At 60.7% G+C, this 12,411-nt stretch carries 12 protein-coding genes and 1 pseudogene; 6 read left to right on the top strand and 7 right to left on the bottom strand.

The genetic code is table 11. The annotated features are described in order from the left end of the window. Positions 1 to 46 precede the first annotated feature (46 nt). Together MU551_RS14860 and MU551_RS14855 are read right to left on the bottom strand one after the other, a co-directional pair. Positions 47 to 1,123, bottom strand: a complete 1,077-nt coding sequence (locus tag MU551_RS14860; RefSeq protein WP_247045878.1) for a LacI family DNA-binding transcriptional regulator — start codon at positions 1,121 to 1,123, stop codon at positions 47 to 49. A gap of 581 nt (positions 1,124 to 1,704) precedes the next feature. After that, positions 1,705 to 2,328: a MerR family transcriptional regulator gene (locus MU551_RS14855; RefSeq protein WP_247045877.1), complete on the bottom strand. Its 624-nt coding sequence runs from the start codon at positions 2,326 to 2,328 to the stop codon at positions 1,705 to 1,707. 46 nt (positions 2,329 to 2,374) lie between these two features. On the opposite strand from MU551_RS14855, the gene MU551_RS14850 reads away from it, so the two are divergent. Continuing rightward, positions 2,375 to 2,800 (top strand): hypothetical protein, encoded by a 426-nt coding sequence (locus tag MU551_RS14850; protein WP_247045875.1) that lies wholly within the window; start codon positions 2,375 to 2,377, stop codon positions 2,798 to 2,800. Positions 2,801 to 2,821: 21 nt separating this feature from the next. On the opposite strand, the gene MU551_RS14845 is transcribed toward MU551_RS14850, so the two are convergent. Further along, positions 2,822 to 3,208, bottom strand: coding sequence for a hypothetical protein (locus tag MU551_RS14845; RefSeq protein ID WP_247045873.1), 387 nt, complete (start codon positions 3,206 to 3,208; stop codon positions 2,822 to 2,824). Between the two features lie 90 nt (positions 3,209 to 3,298). Between MU551_RS14845 and MU551_RS14840 the strand changes: the two are divergent. The 4 genes and pseudogenes from MU551_RS14840 (at position 3,299) to MU551_RS14825 (ending at position 7,196) form a co-directional block, all read left to right on the top strand. Continuing rightward, positions 3,299 to 4,659 (top strand): annotated as a pseudogene (locus tag MU551_RS14840) (HNH endonuclease). Between the two features lie 498 nt (positions 4,660 to 5,157). After that, on the top strand, positions 5,158 to 5,850 hold the full coding sequence (locus MU551_RS14835; protein WP_247045871.1) for an MSMEG_4193 family putative phosphomutase: 693 nt from the start codon (positions 5,158 to 5,160) through the stop codon (positions 5,848 to 5,850). A 24-nt stretch (positions 5,851 to 5,874) separates the two neighbouring features. Continuing rightward, positions 5,875 to 6,429 (top strand): DUF3090 domain-containing protein, encoded by a 555-nt coding sequence (locus MU551_RS14830; RefSeq protein ID WP_247045869.1) that lies wholly within the window; start codon positions 5,875 to 5,877, stop codon positions 6,427 to 6,429. Further along, positions 6,429 to 7,196 (top strand): SCO1664 family protein, encoded by a 768-nt coding sequence (locus tag MU551_RS14825; RefSeq protein ID WP_247045867.1) that lies wholly within the window; start codon positions 6,429 to 6,431, stop codon positions 7,194 to 7,196. Before MU551_RS14830 ends, MU551_RS14825 begins: the two co-directional genes overlap by 1 nt. Positions 7,197 to 7,363: 167 nt before the next feature. Here the strand turns inward: MU551_RS14825 and nrdF are convergent, their stop codons facing one another. The 4 genes from nrdF to nrdH form a co-directional block, all read right to left on the bottom strand. Further along, positions 7,364 to 8,338, bottom strand: coding sequence for a class 1b ribonucleoside-diphosphate reductase subunit beta (gene nrdF, locus MU551_RS14820; RefSeq protein ID WP_247045865.1), 975 nt, complete (start codon positions 8,336 to 8,338; stop codon positions 7,364 to 7,366). Between the two features lie 85 nt (positions 8,339 to 8,423). Next, a complete protein-coding gene (gene nrdE / locus MU551_RS14815; RefSeq protein ID WP_247045946.1) occupies positions 8,424 to 10,544 on the bottom strand; it encodes a class 1b ribonucleoside-diphosphate reductase subunit alpha in 2,121 nt (706 codons plus the stop codon). Positions 10,545 to 10,570: 26 nt separating this feature from the next. After that, entirely contained in the window at positions 10,571 to 11,044 is a 474-nt protein-coding gene (nrdI, locus tag MU551_RS14810) for a class Ib ribonucleoside-diphosphate reductase assembly flavoprotein NrdI (protein ID WP_247045864.1), read from the bottom strand. Positions 11,045 to 11,121: 77 nt separating this feature from the next. Beyond that, positions 11,122 to 11,367, bottom strand: coding sequence for a glutaredoxin-like protein NrdH (gene nrdH, locus MU551_RS14805; RefSeq protein ID WP_247045862.1), 246 nt, complete (start codon positions 11,365 to 11,367; stop codon positions 11,122 to 11,124). 470 nt (positions 11,368 to 11,837) lie between these two features. On the opposite strand from nrdH, the gene MU551_RS14800 reads away from it, so the two are divergent. After that, positions 11,838 to 12,395, top strand: coding sequence for a dihydrofolate reductase family protein (locus MU551_RS14800; protein ID WP_247045860.1), 558 nt, complete (start codon positions 11,838 to 11,840; stop codon positions 12,393 to 12,395). Positions 12,396 to 12,411: the final 16 nt, after the last annotated feature.

Below are 12,411 nucleotides of genomic sequence, written 5' to 3'. Positions count from 1 at the left end.
GCGCATTACTGTGACTTTGACAACAGTTTTTCCGGAAATGGTGAGATTACGTTTTCGTGCAGCCGCAGCTTTCGCGGACTACAAGCTGAACCGGCAATTGCCTCTCGACGAGAGGGGCAAGGGGCTGTGAGATGGCGTCGACGAGGATTTCCACGGCCGTGCGCCCCATGAGTTCCATCGGCTGGCGGACTGTGGTCAGTGGGGGGCTGACAAGCCGGCCGGCGACGACGCCGTCAAACCCGGTAACAGCCACTTGTCCCGGTACTGAGACTCCGGCTGTCTTGAGTGTCTCCATCACCGCCATCGCTTCGTCATCATTGGCGCAGACGAAACAGTCGGGAAGGGAGCCGGAGCCCAGGAGGTTCCTGACCAGCTCGGCGGTCACGCCGCTGGCGCCGGGTCTGCTCTCCACCACAGGCGGAACCTCTAAGCCGCGGTCCTGCAGCACGGCGCTGAAAGCCTCGTATCTTGCTTCCGTCTCGACGTTCGGGATGCTGACAAACATCAGCTTCCGAAATCCGTGAACTTCCAGAAGGTGCTCCATGAGCTGGCGCATGCCCGAGGCGTTGTCCACCGTGACGTGATGAAGCCCGTCATCATGGGAGGGTTCAGAGAGTTCAAGAACGGGAATGCGGGCAGAGATGCGCCGCGTTACTTCTGCAGGAATTGTCCGCGGAAAAATGATGAGCCCGTCGACTCGGCCGGCAATGTCAGTCACGGCCCTTTCGCTGCTGGCTTTGTCCCCCCCGCCGATCATCAGTGCATAGCCGCGGCTAAAGCTCTCCAGCTGGACACCCCGCTGGACCTCGTCAACCCACACCGGGAACAGCCGGCAATCATCATTGGGAGCCACGACCGCGGCGGCACGGTCTTTCTTCATGCCCTCGGCATCGGGGAGAAGATTCAGGAAGTCGAACGCAAAGAGCCCAAGGGCACCCGTACGGCCCCTGGCCAAACCACGGGCACTGGCACTGGGCACGTACCCGAGTGCACGCGCAGCATCAAGCACAGCGACTCGCGTTGAGTCCTTGACGCGGTGAGGCTGCGAGAAAGCAAACGAAACTGTTGCTATTGAAACCCCTGCGCGCTCCGCGACGTCATAAACAGTCGGACTCTTGGCCACTGTCACCACTCCCCTTTTGCTACAGCCTATGCGCTTAACAATAATAGGCGAAAAGGCCGGCCGGGGTCGGCGTCGCTCCCAGATGGCTGTGTCCTCTTCTGGAAAGGCGGAACAATTGCCTATCCCCCGATGACTGTCAGCGGTGCTCGGTTCTCCAGGTACACATCAGGGCCGCCGTACCTCGGGTGCTGTCACCGACGGAATCGGCGCCGCACGTGATTCCGAACGTGACGGATCCGAAGGGTACATCCACGCCTGCTGAGTGCCCGGAGTCTTCCTCGGCAGCCGGAGTGGCAGTAGGGGTGACATACACCGTCCGGTTCAGTACAGGAGCTGTCTGGCAACCCGTCAGTAGCAGCGTCCCGACTGACAGGAGAAGGACTGCAACTCTCCGCGCGAACGCGTCCTTCCTCGGTGCTTTGGGGCGCAAAATCAGCCCCCGCGCAGTCAACACAACGGCGGGAACCCGGGTTCGGGACAGTTGTCCCCTCCGAATGGTCGGCGAGAACTTCGTGTATGGAGAAGTTGTGATGAGCGCATTTGCGAAGCTTATGGGTAGGGACTGACAAAAAGCCGAGTATTCACATGCCACCTGGGCGTCCGCCGAGTTCGGAGCTGCTGACGTCCTGGTGTGCCAGCCGCCGCAGCGCCGCAAGAATGGGTTCGTAGAGTGCAGTTCCCAGCACGGCGTATTGAATTGCGGCCTTAGCATCACCGGACGGGACTTGAGTGATGTCGATCCGGGCTATGGCACGCACGTGCTCGCCGTAGCCGAGCAGCCGTTGGTCACTCATTGGCATCCCCACCGACTCAGCGGCGGCAAGTGCCCGCTCCAGCTGCGCCACGGCTGGATAGGACGGGTCATAGATCCATCCCAGCGTCTCGATCGCCGTTCGGGCCCTTGGATGATCTTCAACGTCGTCGTCAATGTAGGGCGGGAGCGCACCAACCGCTTGGCCAAGCGTCGTATAGAGATCCGCGGGCGGAGAGTCGACAAGGCCCAGCACCACCTTGGTTTTCGAAACGCTCAACCCGGCGACGTCTGTCAGTGCACGGATCAAGGCCAGCCGGCTCACATGGTCTTCCCCATAGCGGGCCGAGGTCGCGCCCGTCGACTCCCCGGGAGGTAGCAACCCCTCGCGGAGGTAGTACTTCACGGTTGCCAGCGGAACGCCTGAACGTTCGACTATTTCCGATATACGCACAGGAATCCCCTTGCTTGGATAGTTCCGATATCCAATACTGGATATTATGACTATCCAACCACAAACAGCCCTCCTCATTGGCATCCTTTTGCTGTTCCTGGTGACCGTCGAGTCGGGCGGATACTTCCTCACCAAGGTCGTACGCCAACATGTACCGGCCAATGACCTGCAGAAGGGCTTCTTCCGGGCAGGCCACGCCCACGCCGCCGTGCTGCTGATACTCAGCATTCTGATCCTGCTGGTTCTGGATCAGGTTGCGCCGATCGGGGCACTGGAACTAGTCGCTCGTAACGGCGTACCTCTCGCGGCCATCCTGATGCCGGCTGGCTTCTTCCTGTCCGTGACAGGAAAGGATCCGGAGCGCCCCAACAGGCTCATCGCTTTGTTGTGGCTCGGTGCTGCCAGCCTCACGGCAGGCCTGCTCGCCGCGGGCATCAGCCTGGTGACAGCCGGGGTGAGCGGGCTCCAGTAAGACAGGACTTCAAGGCGACCTTCAGGCATCGCCTCCCCCCGAATTCAGCTGAGCTTGTTCGCGGAGAATTCCGGAGTCCGGGAGGTTTTCCAGGGTCATTGGAATGTTGGCGGGGTGCTGCAGGAACCATTCATAGGCGTGGTCATCGTGGACCGTGACCCAGGGTTTCGGTAAGCCTTTGAGCTTCCGGGCCTTCCTTCCCCGCCATTCCTGGGTGACATTGAAGTACCCCTGGACAACGACAAGCCCAAAGACCATTGCGAAGAACAGCATGACGAGGATCATCACGGGGAGCTTGAATAACGCGATGACTGCCAAGAGCAGACAGCCAAGCGCAGCCGGTAGGAACAGCAGGACGGTCGTCACCAGGCTGAAGTAGAAGTAACTGACCTTTGAGCACGGAGTCATGCAGGATTTCCCAATTACTGCTCCGATAATGTCAGTGGTCGACGGAAGACTTTGGTTATGGAAGGCGCTCAGGAAACAGAACCCCGTTGGATGGCAGGGCCATCCGGCGTTGCTTCCTGGAATGCGGCCGTGCGTGGCTTGATTTCTGCCGCAAGAACCACTCGACTGTCCTCCGATAGCGCCGGTTTGATCAATCAAATGCGCGGCCTTGAAGACTTGAAGTCGGCGAACTGTGGCGAGCAAGCGCGGCTTGCGGTGGCCTTTGATGGCCTCGAACGCTGGAAGCAGGCCGAACAGGGGCTCCCGGCCGACGAGCAAGGCCAAGGCGTCAGCGCCCAAGTTGCCCTCGCCCGGAGGGAATCCCCTGCCCGTGGTAGCCGCCTGCTGGGTCTGGCCAAAGCACTGGTGACGGAAATGCCGCACACTTTGGCCGCCCTGGACAGTGGCCAACTGAACGAATGGCGGGCCACCTTGCTGGTGAAGGAGACGGCGTGTCTGAGCGCCGAAGACCGATGTGCAGTGGATGAGGAACTCTCCGCAGATACCGGGACATTCATTGGAGCGGGCGACCAGGCAGTTATAGCGGCGGCACGGGCCGCTTCCTATCGCCGTGATCCGCGTTCGATCAGCCAGCGGGCCAGCCATGCAGCATCGGAGCGGGCTGTCAGCCTGCGCCCGGCACCGGACACTATGGCTTATCTCACTGCCCTTTTGCCCGTCGCGCAGGGTGTGGCAGTGCACGCAGCCCTTACCCGCCACGCCGACGCCCTCCGCTCGGGTGGGGACACACGATCCCGCGGCCAGGTAATGGCCGATGCCCTCGTGGAACGTATCACCGGCACTCCTGGCGGCGTCACGGGCGTCGAAATTCAACTGGTCATGACCGACAGAACGTTGTTTCAGGGTGACAGTGAACCCATGCGCTTGGCAGGCTACGGAATCGTGCCGGCGGTTTGGGCGCGCAGAATGGCCATGCACGGGCAAAGCCCTTCAGGAACAGAAAATGACGCTGATGGAGGCTCCGGACACTGCACGGGCGCCCTCAGCGTTTGGCTTCGACGGCTCTACACAGCTCCCGAAACGGGGGACCTTGTGGCCATGGATTCCCGGGCGCGCCTGTTCCCGGCGGGCTTCGCCGTTTGATCAGTGCCAGGGACGACACCTGCCGCACGCCCTATTGCGACGCACCTATCCGGCACTATGACCACGTCGTGCCTTGGCACCACGATGGGCTGACCGCCGCCGCGAACGGGGCGGGACTCTGCGAAGCGTGCAATCACACCAAGGAAATATCGGGCTGGAAGGCGAGACCGCGGCCGGGACCCCGGCATACCTTCCTACTTACTACCCCTACGGGCCACAGCTACTACTCGACGGCTCCTCCCCTGCCCGGAACGCATGGAGCGGACGCATCATTCAAGCCGCCGAGAAGAGTCGGACGGGCCAGTTAGGGGAAGTGGCCTTCAGCTGTGTGTCCGAACGGCGGCTGGGCACAGTCACTGCTTCGGCGTGCTGCTGTAGACGTGATCGCTCAAGCTGCCCGGTTCAGAGCGTGTAGACGACCTTGTCGGAGATCTGCCTGACCGGAGATAGGGCTCGGACGGACCACCTATGCTGCCGACTGCAAGGAAAGCATTGCCTACGCGACCGTTTGGGTCCGCATTCTTATCGGCGTCCTCCTGATCCTTGGCAGTGCCATCACTATGGCAATACTCAGGTCAGAGCCTGCTTCCCGCGCCGCCATCCCATCGGCTAAGAGGGCGCCGACGGCCGCTAGCCAGATCCTAGAGCTAGCCCGGCTGAGGGATGTGGCCTAATCACGCCCGACGAGTTCGAATGGAAGAAGCAGGACCTGCTGTGGCGTTCCTTGTAGACCCAGGTTGCTTGAAGCCTCAGCTTGCGAAGCGGGGGATGGGGACGGCTGTCGAGCGGGTGGTTAGGCTAGGTGGATGGCGACAGTTCTTCTCGTGCGGCACGGCCGCACCACAGCCAATGCCGCTGGACTGTTGGCTGGTCGGGCCGCTGGCGTCAGCCTGGACGAGATCGGGCGCGAGCAGGCGGCTTTGACAGGAGGCCGACTCGCGGTCGTGCCCTTGGCTGGGGTGGTATCCAGCCCTCTAGAGCGTTGTCAGCAGACCGCCCAGTTCATCCTCGATCGTCAGGCTGGCAATCCCTATGCGCCGGTCGATCCCGATCTCACCGAGTGCGATTACGGTCAGTGGCAGGGCCGCACGCTCAGTGATCTCGAGACCGAGGATTTGTGGCCGGTTGTGCAGTCCCAGCCGTCCGCCGTCACTTTTCCCGGCGGTGAATCTATGGCCTCGATGCAGGCTCGGGCGGTAGCAACGATTCGACGCCACGACGCAGCCTTCGAAGCCGAGTACGGACAAGGAGCCGTGTGGGTGGCGGTGAGTCATGGTGACATCATCAAATCAATCCTCGCCGACGCGCTCGGCATGCACCTTGACCTATTCCAGCGGATTAACGTGGGCCCCGCCTCCGTATCGATCGTGCGCTACGGTGCTAGTCGGCCCAGCGTTTACGCGACCAACACCGACGCGGGAGATCTGTCGTGGCTGACGAACGCACTCCACTCAGGCGATGCGCCGGTGGGCGGCGGTGCAGGGCAGAAGGCGCCATGAAGCTCATATGCCTAAAATACTCATATGCCTACACGTGTTCACGAATTCGCCTGGCCTGATCGGGTCGTCGTCGGCACCATTGGCATCCCGGGGGCCCGCACGTTCTATCTGCAGGTGCGCACAGGGACTCAAATCGTAAGTATCGCCTTGGAGAAGCAGCAGTCCGCTCTGCTCGCCGACAAAATCGATGAAATTCTCGACCAGCTTCTCACCGTCGAGGGCAACCCCCACAGCGTTCCCGCCGGTACTCCCATCGAACTCGTCGACAATGACCAGCTCGAGGCCGTTCAGGAGCAGTTTCGCACCGGCGCCATGGGATTAGGTTGGGACCCGACGACGGCGCAGGTTGTGATAGAGGCCTACCCAATCACCGATGTCGACCCTGATTACAACGAGGAATCCCTTGATGAGGACGGCGCTGACGTGCCCGAAATGCTGCTGGTGCGGATGCCGGTTGGCACCGCCCGCGCATTCGCCAAGCGAACCCGTGAGGTGGTGGGCGCCGGGCGTCCCGCATGCTCGCTCTGCGGTTACCCCCTAGACGCCGACGGGCACGTCTGCACTCTTCCCGAGGTCTGATGCCGGCGCCAGACCTGTTGACGGCCGAGCTGACGCTCACTGGGCGCATTACGACGGCGTCGAACGCCACCTTCCTGGGCAGCATCGGCGACACGACGGTCGTCTATAAGCCGATGGCCGGGGAGAAACCGCTTTGGGATTTTCCCAACGGCTTCCTTGCTCACCGGGAAGTTGCGGCCTACCTCGTCTCGGAGGTCCTCGGCTGGAACGTGGTGCCATGCACCTGGCTGCGCGATGGTCCGTTCGGCGAAGGGATGGTGCAGCTGTGGCAGGAGACTGACCCAGACCAGAACGCGGTGGACCTCGTTGCATCGAACGACGTACCAGCGATTGGTTGGAAACACGTCCTCGAGGGTCAGGATGAGAACGGACGGATGGTCGTCCTCATCCACGAGGACTCTCCGGCGCTCAGACGCATGGCGGTGTTCGATGTCGTCGTGAACAACGCCGACCGCAAAGGCGACCACATCCTGGCGATGTCAGACGGACACCGGCGTGGTGTGGACCATGGGCTCACGTTTCACCGTGACCATAAGCTGCGCACGGTGCTGTGGGGGTGGCTAGGAGATGCTCTGACCGCGGAGGAACGCGACGGCATCGATCGCGTCAGCGAAGGACTGAGCGATGAGCTGGGCCGAAACCTGGCAGATTTGCTCAGCGTCGAAGAAATCGCTTCGCTCGCCGCGCGCTGCGCCCGGTTGCGTTTGGCAGGGCGGCTTCCGGCTCCGAGTGGTGAGATGTCGGCGGTACCCTGGCCGCTGTTCTGAAGAAGTTACGGCTACGAGCTTCGCAGGCTGCGCCACGTTGATGGCCACATGGTCAACGCTCACCGGCCAGAAGGCGCAGAAGGCCCCGCGCTGGAAAGCACGGGACCTGTGACTGCGCGAGTGAGAAGTCAGCTAGGCCGCCTGATCGGCGACCAACTTTGTTGTTCCTAGAAGTCCCAGTCCTCGTCTTCAGTGTTAACAGCCTTGCCGATCACGTACGAGGAACCGGAACCCGAGAAGAAGTCGTGGTTCTCGTCAGCGTTCGGGGACAAGGCAGAGAGGATAGCCGGGTTCACGTCGGTGACCGATGCCGGGAACATGGCCTCGTAGCCCAGGTTCATCAGCGCCTTGTTCGCGTTGTAGTGCAGGAACTTCTTGACGTCCTCGGCCAGGCCAACGGAGTCGTAGAGGTCATGCGTGTACTGGACTTCGTTCTCGTACAGCTCGAAGAGAAGCTCGAACGTGTAGTCCTTGATCTCCTGCTTCCGCTCCTCGGAAAGTCCCTCCAGGCCCTTCTGGAACTTGTAGCCGATGTAGTAACCGTGCACGGCCTCGTCGCGGATGATGAGGCGGATCAGGTCAGCCGTGTTCGTCAGCTTGGCCCGAGAGGACCAGTACATGGGCAGGTAGAAGCCGGAGTAGAAGAGGAAGCTCTCCAGCAGTGTGGAGGCTACCTTGCGCTTCAAGGGGTCATCGCCCTGGTAGTAGTCCATGACGATCTGAGCCTTCTTCTGAAGGTTCTCGTTTTCGGTGGACCAGCGGAAGGCCTCGTCGATCTCCTTGGTGGAGGCGAGCGTGGAGAAGATGGAGGAATAGCTCTTTGCGTGCACGGACTCCATGAACGCGATGTTCGTGTAGACGGCCTCTTCATGCGGAGTGAGGGCATCCGGAATCAACGAAACAGCCCCGACAGTGCCCTGGATGGTGTCCAGCAGGGTCAGTCCGGTGAAAACGCGCATGGTGAGCTGCTGCTCGTCGGGGGTCAGCGTTGCCCAGGACTGGATGTCGTTGGACAGCGGCACTTTCTCCGGCAGCCAGAAGTTGTTGACCAGGCGGTTCCAGACGTCAACGTCCTTGTCGTCCTGAATGCGGTTCCAGTTGATGGCTTCGACGTGCGTCAGCAGCTTGACCTTCTCGGTCATTTCTTCCCCTAAAGGTTGGGTTTCTTCTTAAGGTAAAGCGTACGACGGCGGGCGGTGGCCCGCCGTCGTAATCAACCGATTTCGGTTACAACATGCACGAAACGCAGCCCTCCACCTCCGTGCCCTCCAGCGCGAGCTGGCGGAGACGGATGTAGTAGATGGTCTTGATGCCCTTGCGCCACGCGTAGATCTGGGCCTTGTTGATGTCGCGGGTGGTGGCGGTGTCCTTGAAGAACAGCGTCAGGCTCAGGCCCTGGTCCACGTGCTGGGTGGCAGCGGCGTACGTGTCGATGACCTTCTCGTAGCCGATCTCATACGCGTCCTGGTAGTACTCCAGGTTGTCGTTGGTGAGGTAGGGCGCCGGGTAGTACACGCGTCCCAGCTTGCCTTCCTTGCGGATCTCGATCTTGGATGCCACCGGGTGGATCGAGGAGGTGGAGTTGTTGATGTAGCTGATGGAGCCCGTCGGCGGAACAGCCTGCAGGTTCTGGTTGTAGATGCCGTGCTCCATGACCGAAGCCTTCAGCTCACGCCAGTCATCCTGCGTGGGAATGTGGACGTTCTTGAAGAGTTCCTTGACTTTCTCGGTCTGCGGAACCCATTCCTGCTCGGTGTACTTATCGAAGAACTCGCCGGTTGCGTACTTGGACTTCTCGAAGCCGCCGAAGGTCTCGCCGGTCTGGATGGCCAGCTTATTGGAGGCGCGGACTGCGTGGTACACCACCGAGTAGAAGTAGATGTTGGTGAAGTCCAGGCCCTCTTCGGAGCCGTAGTGGACCCGCTCGCGGGCAAGGTAACCGTGCAGGTTCATCTGGCCCAGGCCGATGGCGTGCGACTGGTCATTGCCCTTGGCGATGGAGGGAACCGAGGTGATGTTGGACATGTCCGAAACCGCTGAGAGGGACCGGATGGCCGTCTCGATGGTCAGGCCGAAGTCCGGTGAATCCATGGTCTTCGCAATGTTCAGCGAGCCCAGGTTGCAGGAGATGTCCTTGCCGGTCTCCGCGTAGGAGAGGTCATCGTTGTACGTGGTGGGCTGGGAAACCTGGAGGATCTCCGAGCACAGGTTGGACATGATGATCTTGCCGTCGATCGGGTTGGCCCGGTTCACCGTGTCCTCGAACATGATGTACGGGTAGCCGGATTCGAACTGGATCTCGGCGAGGGTCTGGAAGAACTCGCGCGCCTTGATCTTGGTCTTCTTGATCCGGGAATCGTCCACCATCTCGTAGTACTTCTCGGTTACCGAGACGTCAGAGAACGGCATCCCGTAGACGCGTTCGACGTCGTACGGCGAGAACAGGTACATGTCCTCGTCCTTCTTGGCCAGCTCGAAGGTGATGTCCGGAATCACGACGCCGAGCGAGAGGGTCTTGATGCGGATCTTCTCGTCAGCGTTCTCCCGCTTTGTGTCCAGGAACCGGTAGATGTCCGGGTGGTGGGCGTGCAGGTACACCGCTCCGGCACCCTGGCGGGCACCGAGCTGGTTGGCGTAGGAGAAGCTGTCCTCGAGAAGCTTCATCACGGGGATGACGCCGGAGGACTGGTTCTCGATCTGCTTGATGGGCGCGCCCACTTCGCGGATGTTGGTCAGCGCGAAGGCCACGCCGCCGCCGCGCTTGGAGAGCTGCAGGGCCGAGTTGATGGAGCGGCCGATCGATTCCATGTTGTCTTCGATACGCAGCAGGAAGCAGGACACGAGCTCGCCGCGCTGGCGCTTACCGGCGTTCAGGAAGGTCGGAGTCGCAGGCTGGAAACGCCCCTCGATGATTTCGTCCACCATCTGCAGGGCAAGCTGCTCGTCGCCGCGGGCAAGGTGCAGGGCCACCATGCAAACGCGGTCCTCGTAGCGCTCCAGGAAACGCTTGCCGTCAAAGGTCTTCAGCGTGTACGAGGTATAGAACTTGAACGCTCCGAGGAAGGTTTCAAAGCGGAACTTCTTCTGGTACGCCCGCTTGTAGAGGTCGCGGATGAAGTTCATCGTGTACTGGTCGAGGGTTTCGCGCTCGTAGTACTGGTTCTTCACCAGGTAGTCGAGCTTCTCCTCGAGGTCATGGAAGAAGACCGTGTTGTTGTTCACGTGCTGCAGGAAGTACTGGTGCGCCGCTTCACGATCCGCCTCGAACTGGATCTCTCCGTTGGGACCGTAGAGGTTCAGCATCGCGTTCAGTTCGTGATAGCCGAGGCCCTTGTAGGCAGCCGGCAGCGCCTTTTTAGCGGGGGCGACGGCGGTTACTTCTGTATCTGCGACAGTCGTGTCCAAAACTTGTCCAATCCTTGGTTGACCAGGCGGACGTCGTCTGGCGTCCCCATAAGTTCAAATCGATAGAGGTGTGGGACCTTGCATTTGGCCGCGACGATGTCGCCGGCCATGCAGTAGTTGTCCCCGAAATTCGTGTTTCCGGCGCCAATGACCCCGCGGATCAGCTTCCTGTTCTGCGGATTGTTGAGGAAACGGATGACCTGCTTGGGAACCGAGCCCTCTCCCCCGCTCCCGCCGTATGTTGGCAGCACCAGCACAAAAGGCTCAGTAGCGACCAAAGGACTCTCGCTCGCGTAGAGCGGAATCCGCGCCGAATCCCGTCCAAGCTTGTCGACGAAGCGCTTGGTGTTCTCCGACGTGGAGGAAAAATAGATCAATGCGCTGTGCGTGGTGTTGATGGCCTGAGCCCCAAGCGGAGCATCGGCCACTGCCAGTGCTGCCATGGGAGTCACCTCACCTGTGCTTGTTCATGTACTGCGGCTGTCTCGGTGCCGCAGCGGTCGGGGTTTGAGCCCCGGTCCTATGCGACGGAGGAAGTGGCCAGCATGGCCAGTTCCTCGATCTTGTCCGGACGGAAGCCGGACCAGTGATCCTGGTCGGTGACCACAACTGGTGCCTGCATGTAGCCAAGGGCCTTCAGGCGCTCGAGGGCATCCGCATCCTGCGAGATGTCGACGCTCTGGTATGTGATGCCCTTCTTGTCCAGCGCGCGGTAAGTCGCGTTGCACTGAACACAGGCCGGTTTCGTGTAAACCGTAACGGTCATGGTCCCTGTCCCCTTTGTTGAACTCTTAGCTCTTCGTTATCCGTAGGCCGCAACCGGAACTGGGATTCCTTGTCCGTTACTGCCCCTGGTTCAAGCTGCCTGAGCCACACTGAACCAGTTTCTTGTCTTCGCTGATTCCCCGATCAATCAGTAAGTCGATACTACATGTAGTGCACGTTCCTCCGTGGAACCCCAAGATGATGTATTACAAGTATGTCATTTAATGCACCGTTAATCCACAGGCAAGGTCTTTCAAAATGTCCGGATTTCTCCTGTTTTGACGGACTTAATCCACACCCTGTGGAGTACTTAGCCACATTTAAACCCCAGCGTGTCGCCTCGTGGACGGCGTGTCGCGGCACGTCCCCTGAAGCATCTGGACGCCGCCGTTTGCCCTGACCTAGGGTCGAACCAACTGCACACCAGCCTGCAACGGATCAGCTGCAACGGATAGGGAAGGCCGAGTGGCCATGGCGAAATTGATCTACACCGGGATCACGTCCCTGGACGGCTACATCGAGGACCGCGAAGGCAACTTCGACTGGAGTGCTCCGGACGATGAAGTCCACACGTTCATCAACGCGAATGAAAGGTTGATTGGCACATTCCTTCTGGGGCGCCGGATGTATGAGGTGATGGTCTGGTGGGAGACTCTTCCGCTCGCCGACGAACCCCCTGCCATACGGGAGTTCGCCCGGATCTGGAAGGAGGCAGATAAGGTGGTCTACTCCACCACGCTCGACGCTGTGTCCAGCACCAGGACCAGCATCGAGCGGGGCTTCGACCCCGGAGCAGTGCGGCAGCTGAAGGAAATGGCCGACCGGGATATTGGTATTGCCGGCCCGGATCTTGCTTCCCATGCCATCAGGGCAGGGCTGGTGGATGAGTACCGCGTCTACGTCACGCCGATGATCGTTGGAGGGGGCAAGCAGTTCCTGCCCGACGACGTCCGTCTCGGGGTCGAATTACTGGAGGAGCGCCGCTTCGCCAGCGGCGTGGTCTATCTCAGGTACCGCACCAGGTCCTGAGCGGGGATCGCCGCAA

The organism is Arthrobacter rhizosphaerae (assembly GCF_023062595.1).
GTDB lineage: Bacteria > Actinomycetota > Actinomycetes > Actinomycetales > Micrococcaceae > Arthrobacter > Arthrobacter rhizosphaerae.
Note: the sequence above shows the minus strand (reverse complement) of the source record. Positions and strands in the feature narration are given on the sequence as shown.

Bases quoted from the DNA above. Each gene is read 5' to 3' on its own strand.
- MU551_RS14800 (WP_247045860.1), top strand. From the start codon at position 11,838: ATGGCGAAATTGATCTACACCGGGATCACGTCCCTGGACGGCTACATC.
- nrdF (WP_247045865.1), bottom strand. From the start codon at position 8,338: ATGACCGAGAAGGTCAAGCTGCTGACGCACGTCGAAGCCATCAACTGG.
- MU551_RS14850 (WP_247045875.1), top strand. From the start codon at position 2,375: ATGACTATCCAACCACAAACAGCCCTCCTCATTGGCATCCTTTTGCTG.
- MU551_RS14825 (WP_247045867.1), top strand. From the start codon at position 6,429: ATGCCGGCGCCAGACCTGTTGACGGCCGAGCTGACGCTCACTGGGCGC.
- MU551_RS14830 (WP_247045869.1), top strand. From the start codon at position 5,875: ATGCCTACACGTGTTCACGAATTCGCCTGGCCTGATCGGGTCGTCGTC.
- nrdH (WP_247045862.1), bottom strand. From the start codon at position 11,367: ATGACCGTTACGGTTTACACGAAACCGGCCTGTGTTCAGTGCAACGCG.
- MU551_RS14845 (WP_247045873.1), bottom strand. From the start codon at position 3,208: ATGACTCCGTGCTCAAAGGTCAGTTACTTCTACTTCAGCCTGGTGACG.
- MU551_RS14835 (WP_247045871.1), top strand. From the start codon at position 5,158: ATGGCGACAGTTCTTCTCGTGCGGCACGGCCGCACCACAGCCAATGCC.
- nrdI (WP_247045864.1), bottom strand. From the start codon at position 11,044: ATGGCAGCACTGGCAGTGGCCGATGCTCCGCTTGGGGCTCAGGCCATC.